Source organism: Leisingera sp. F5, assembly GCF_001593695.1.
Map to the genome: position 1 here is coordinate 1 of NZ_LUKH01000111.1, position 6,059 is coordinate 6,059.

At 59.8% G+C, this 6,059-nt stretch carries 6 protein-coding genes and 1 pseudogene; all 7 read left to right on the forward strand.

Annotation, left to right across the window (positions count from 1 at the left end; all coding sequences use genetic code 11):
- Positions 1-287: 287 nt before the first annotated feature.
- Positions 288-1,013: a response regulator gene (locus tag A2I95_RS24985; RefSeq protein ID WP_291734251.1), complete on the forward strand. Its 726-nt coding sequence runs from the start codon at positions 288-290 to the stop codon at positions 1,011-1,013.
- Positions 1,010-2,401, forward strand: a complete 1,392-nt coding sequence (locus tag A2I95_RS24990) for an ATP-binding protein (protein WP_291734254.1) — start codon at positions 1,010-1,012, stop codon at positions 2,399-2,401. The genes A2I95_RS24985 and A2I95_RS24990 overlap by 4 nt, the downstream gene beginning before the upstream one ends.
- Positions 2,402-2,422: 21 nt before the next feature.
- Entirely contained in the window at positions 2,423-2,749 is a 327-nt protein-coding gene (locus A2I95_RS24995; protein ID WP_245596921.1) for an SHOCT domain-containing protein, read from the forward strand.
- 170 nt (positions 2,750-2,919) lie between these two features.
- Positions 2,920-3,507 (forward strand): L,D-transpeptidase, encoded by a 588-nt coding sequence (locus tag A2I95_RS25000; RefSeq protein WP_291734258.1) that lies wholly within the window; start codon positions 2,920-2,922, stop codon positions 3,505-3,507.
- 493 nt (positions 3,508-4,000) lie between these two features.
- Positions 4,001-5,395: a multicopper oxidase family protein gene (locus tag A2I95_RS25005; RefSeq protein WP_291734261.1), complete on the forward strand. Its 1,395-nt coding sequence runs from the start codon at positions 4,001-4,003 to the stop codon at positions 5,393-5,395.
- Positions 5,396-5,457: 62 nt separating this feature from the next.
- Positions 5,458-5,880: a cytochrome c gene (locus tag A2I95_RS25010; protein WP_245596986.1), complete on the forward strand. Its 423-nt coding sequence runs from the start codon at positions 5,458-5,460 to the stop codon at positions 5,878-5,880.
- Positions 5,877-6,059, forward strand: a pseudogene (locus tag A2I95_RS25015) (DsbA family protein); the annotation flags it as partial. The gene A2I95_RS25010 and the pseudogene A2I95_RS25015, both read left to right, overlap by 4 nt.

Below are 6,059 nucleotides of genomic sequence, written 5' to 3' on the forward strand. Positions count from 1 at the left end.
GATGTATTGGCGCCGGATTTGCCGCCGTGGCCGTGGCTGGCCTCTGCCAGTGCCGCACCCGCCATTGTGCCGGATACCGTGAGAGTGAGCGCAAGAAGTTTCAAGTTCGTCATGTCCAGACCTTTCCAAGGGATGTTTGGATGCAGCCAATCTGGGATGTCAGGGGTGGTCTTGCCAGTGTTCCGGGCCCCGGGAAGTGTATCGCTCTGTCACAGCCGAAGCAGTTGATACATTCCGCGACAAAACTCTGCAGGACCACTTGCAGCAATAACCTATAATTGGTGCAAATGAATGAAATGCCGCATATTCTCGTCGTTGACGATCACCGTGAAATCCGGGCCGCGGTAACACGCTACCTGGAAAAGAACGGCATGCGCGCAACTGCAGCGCAAGACGCGGCAGAGATGGATGCGAAACTGGCAACCGGCCATTTCGATCTGATCGTTCTGGACGTGATGATGCCGGGCGAGGACGGATTGTCGGTCTGCAGGAGATTGTCTGGCGAAGGCGGTACTCCAATCCTGATGCTGACGGCCCTTGGGCAGGATACCGACCGGATAGTCGGCCTTGAGATCGGTGCCGACGACTATTTGCCAAAGCCTTTCAATCCGCGCGAGCTTTTGGCACGCATCAAAGCGATCTTGCGACGAGCCGGCCGCTCCGAACCGCTGGCAGGCCGCTTGGCCGGCAAAAAGGTCCGGTTTGCCCAGTGGGTACTGGACAGTGATCGTCGTGTTCTCATTGACGGCACCGGGCAGGAAACTGCCCTGACCGGTGCCGACTTCAAGCTGCTGACGGTTTTGCTGGAGCGTGCGCGCCTGGTTCTGAGCCGGGATCAGCTTATGGATCTAACCGCGGGCCGGCGGGCGCCGCCGCTGGACCGGACGATAGATAACCAGATCAGCCGCTTGCGCCGCAAGATTGAGCTGGACCCCATGCAGCCGCGCCTGATCGTCACTGTTCGCAACGGCGGCTACAGCCTGGCGGCAGATGTGGAGGTGACGGACGGATGAGGCATGTCCTCAACAGTCTGCGCGGCCAGCTGGTGCTGCTGGTGATCCTGGCGCTGGCCGCCGCCCAGGCGGTCAGTCTGTGGCTTTTTGTCGACGAGCGCGGTTTGGCGGTACGCGCGGCTCTCGGAGCGGAAACTGCCGGGCGTGCGGCTAATGTGGCCAGCCTGATCGAAGAAGCGCCTGCGAGTTTGCACGCCTCGATCCTGCGGGCTGCGAATTCGCCGCTGGTACGATTCGGAATCGCACCGGAGCCCGAAGTCAAACATACGTCGCATAACGGAAACGGGATTGTCGAAGAGCGCGTGCGCGCGCTGCTGGACGGCAATTACGGCCGGGAGATCCGGGTTGAGCTGCATGAGGTTGATGGCGCAGAGCTGCCGCTGCCGCATCTCGATCAGGAAATGGCCGCCATGCACCGGGAAATGATGCGCGGTCACATGTCGGCGATTGAATTGAAGCTGTCCATCGCTTTGTCTGGCAGCCAATGGCTGAATGTCGGGACCCGGTTCGAACGGCCCCCCCTGCAATGGCCGCTTTATTCGACACTGACTTTTGCACTCAGCGCCGGCTTCATTCTGATTGTTGTATTCTGGTTCCTGATGAGCCGGGTAACTGGACCGCTGCGCAGGCTTTCGGTTGCTGCTGACCGGTTGGGCAGGGGAGAAAATGTGGCCACACTGCCTGCAGTAGGGCCATGTGAAATGCAGGATCTGACCGGCGCGTTCAACCGGATGCAAGAGCGGCTGACACGTTTCGTTGCAGACCGCACACGGCTGCTGGCGGCCTTGAGCCACGACCTTCGCTCGCCTTTGACAGCCATGCGGGTCAGGGCGGAGTTCGTCGACGAGGATGAAACCCGGGACAGTCTCATTTCCTCGATCGAGGAAATGCAGAGTATGGTTGACTCGGCATTGGCTTTTGCCGGCGGGCTGGCAGTATCCGAGCCGCTTGAAATGTGTGAACTGGGCAGTTTCCTCGAACAGTTGCGCGCCGACATGTTGGAACGGTTTGATCTGCATCCCGGCGCTCCTACAGATGTTCGCTTGCGGCCAAACGCAATGCGGCGGGCTTTGCGCAACATCATTGAGAACGCGCTGCGCTATGGTGGCTGGGCCCGGGTCGGATACGGCCATGACAATCAACACGCATTGATCACCGTGGCGGATACGGGACCCGGTATCCCGGAAGAAGACTTGGAGCGGGTCTTCGATCCGTTCCTGCGGCTGGAGACATCCCGCTCGCTGGAGACCGGCGGCTACGGGTTGGGGCTGTCCATCGCCCGCACGATCCTGCGGGCTCATGGCGGTGACATCACCCTTGCAAATCGGGCAGACGGAGGGCTGCTGGCCACCCTAGTAATCCCGCTTTCCGGCGGGGGCACACAGTAGAAACTTGAGACGGAGACCGATATGAAACGACTGATTGCACCATTGGCGATTGCGATTTTGCCCATGTCCGCCGCATTGGCTTGGGCTGACACCAATGGCGACTGGGACGGGGGATATGGCCACATGATGTGGTCAGGTGGCTTCGGCATGCTCGGAGCTCTGATGATGCTGTTGTTTTGGGGAGGCCTTATCGCGCTGGTCGTGGTGGGGGTGCGATGGCTGACCGACAAAGGCCAGGCAAGCCCCGACGCCTCCAGCGACGCGCTGCAGGTTCTGCGCAGCAGATTTGCCAGCGGCGAAATCGACGAGGAGGAATTCAAGCGCCGCAAGGCTGCCCTCGACGAATGATCTTTTTGCTCAGAAGTCTAATCTACCGGCCAAGGGCTGACCAGGGACCGCAGCCCTTGGCAAAATGAAAAGTAGCCCAAGCAGTGATTATCCATGGAGCAAAGCTAGTATTAGACTCTGGCAGAGGCGAAGCGGGCGATACGGCACCGGAGAAAACAATCGGAGGAGATATGCACCGACGGGATTTTATTGCTGGAGCAGGAGCGTTGACTGTGCTGGGCTCACAGGGCAGCGCGCATACGCCAACGCTTCCGGTGTACGACATGCCCGAAGAGTTCTTACCGCGCGAGGTGCGCATCCAGAACGATCTCGCGCCATACGTGTTGCATGTGGATCCAGTACAGTTCGCGCTGTACTGGACGCTGCCTGAGGGGCGCGCGATCCGTTATGCAGTCGGAATTGGCCGGCCTGGCCTATATGAGGCGGGTGAATTCTATGTCGGCGCGAAAAAGGTGTGGCCCAGCTGGACGCCGACCCCGGATATGATACGGCGCGAACCGCACCGCTATGCCAGGTTTGCCGATGGCATGCCTGGCGGTCTCGGCAATCCTCTTGGCGCACGTGCGCTCTACCTGTTTCAGCCGGGGCGCGGGGATACATTTCTGCGTGTTCACGGCACCAACGAACCGGATACAATTGGACGGCGCGTGTCGAATGGTTGTGCAAGGCTTGTGAACGATCAGATGATCGACCTCTACGATAGGGTGCCGTTGGACACCCGGGTTGTGCTTCACCCAGTGGTGGACCTGCCTGCCTAAGGTGGCGCTCAGGATCTTCTGTTTGCTGCAACAGCAGCTTTTGCGGGCGTCGAAATTCAAGACGGTAAGTTCAAGATGGTATTGCAGAATAACGCGTCTCAATTCCTCTTTCTGAGCGCACCAAACCTTCGGCCCGGATGCGGTGCGGGCATTCGGTAAATCAAAATTGAAAATACAGGCACTTGTGGCCGCTCTGTGAAGCTGCGCGATCACGCCAAGGATACATTCGGATACAATATCGACTGTGAGCGGGTATTGACCTTCCCGTGCTGGAAGGTGGCAGTTCAAAGCCAAATAAAAAAACGGTTTGGAGGCAGGCATGGCAAGCAAGTCCTGGTTGGAGGCGCGCAGGTGAGTGCTGCTGCGCCATTTCGCCAAACTTATAAACGCCGTAATCAGCCTTCTGCCAACTGACCGAATGGTTTGACTATTGCGGTAATCCGTACATCAGTGAACCGCCCCTTGTAGTTCGCCTGCCTAAGAGGAAATAGAAATGTTCTCACGACGAAGGTTTCTCACAGCAGCGGGCGCTGCTGGTGTCCTGGCGGAACTGCCGGTCCGGGGGGATGCTCTGGAACCGGATCTGATGGAATTGCACGCCACCGTCAAGGCGGTGCAGCTACTGCCACCGGACTACCCGAAAACACAGATTTGGGGCTATGCAGGCGGCACGCCGGGGCCGGAAGTCCGGGTGCCCCAAGGCGGCCGGGTGCAGCGACGATTTGTCAACGGCCTGCCGCAAGCAAGCACAGTCCATTGGCACGGCATCCGTGCGGCGAATTCGATGGATGGGGTGGCAGGGCTGACCCAGGCGCCGGTACCGCCGGGTGGCAGCTTCGATTATGATTTCACCGTTCGGGATGCAGGCACCTATTGGTATCACGCGCACAACCGGTCGGCCGAGCAGGTGGCGCGCGGGCTGCACGGCTCGCTCATTGTTGACGAAAAGGCACCTCCGGATATTGACCGGGATGTCACATTGGTACTCGATGACTGGCTGCTGGAGCCGGATGGTGGGCAGCTATTTCCAGACTTCGAGACGCGCCACGACCGGTCACATGCTGGCCGGTTGGGCAATTTCATTTCGACCAACGGACAGTCAGCTTGGACCCAGACGGTGAAGCGGCACGAGCGGCTTCGGCTCCGGCTGATCAATACCTCCAACGCCAGGATTTTCATACTGGCGCTGGTCAACTTCGAGGGCTGGGTGATGGCACTGGACGGGATGCCGCTGCCAGCCCCCAAGGCTGTTACGGAAGAATTGCTGCTTGGCCCTGGTCAGCGTGCTGATCTCATTGTTGATGTTACTGCCGGAGAAGGCGAAGAGGCGTTTCTCGCGCGGATCGACGGCAACCGGGGCTATGCCCAGGCTGTCTTCCCGGTGCGGGGCGTGTCCAGCACTTCCCGGCGTGGCACCCCGGAGCCGCTCCCGCCGAACCCGGCGATGGAGGTGACGGGTCTGGAGACCGCGAATCAGCTGCGGCTGGACATGGCTGGCGGGGCGATGGGGTCGCTGCGCAGTGCTGTGCTCCAAGGGCGGAAGGCAGGCTTCCGGCAGATGGCGGAGGCCAATCAATTCTGGGCCTTCAACGGTACTGTTGGCATGACGCAGACTCCGCTGGCCACGGTGGCACGGGGCGAGACTGTCCGGGTCACAGTGTCCAACGACACAGCATTCCCGCACGCTATGCATCTGCATGGGATGCATTTCCGCACCGTCCATGCCGATGGCTCGATGGGCCATCTGCGCGACACGCTTCTCAGCTTTGCGGGCGAAAGCCACGAGATTGCTTTTGTTGCCGATAACCCCGGCGACTGGGCTTTCCACTGTCACATGCTTTCGCATGCAGCCTCTGGCATGATGACCTGGATCCGGGTGCAAGCATGACACGGGCGGCCATCAGTGCAGCTGCGGTGCTGGCTGTCGCCGGGATGGGGGCGGCGTGGGTTATGCGGGCGGGTAGCCCGACGGCTCCGCCCGCGGAAACGGAAGCTGTGCCCATTGCACAGGGAAAGGCGCTTTATGCGGAGTATTGCGCGTCCTGCCACGGGGCAAATCTGGAGGGCCAACCAAATTGGCGCAGCCCAGGGGAGGATGGCCGCCTGCCGGCGCCTCCGCATGATGAGACGGGCCACACTTGGCACCATTCTGACCGAATGCTGTTCGAATATACCAAATTGGGGGGGCAGGCTGCGCTAGCAAACAGCGGAGTCGCCTTGGACAGCGGTATGCCAGGCTTTGGCAGCCAGCTTAGTGATGCGCAAATTCGCGGTATCCTGCATTTCATAAAATCAGCTTGGCCCGAGCGCGAGCAGCGGTACCAAGCAGAAAGAACAGAAGTAGAAGCCCAGCAAGAAGGAAAAAGCCAATGATCCCTCCGAAACGTATAATGCTGGCCCTTTGCCTTGCTGTTTTGCCTTTGCCCGGTCTGGCCGAAGAATTGACAGAGGCGGAGATCAAGAAGCTGGTTTATGAGGCGATCCTGGAGCGGCCCGAAATCATTATGCAGGCGGTCGAAATGCTGCAGCGTGACCAGGACGCCGCCAAAGCT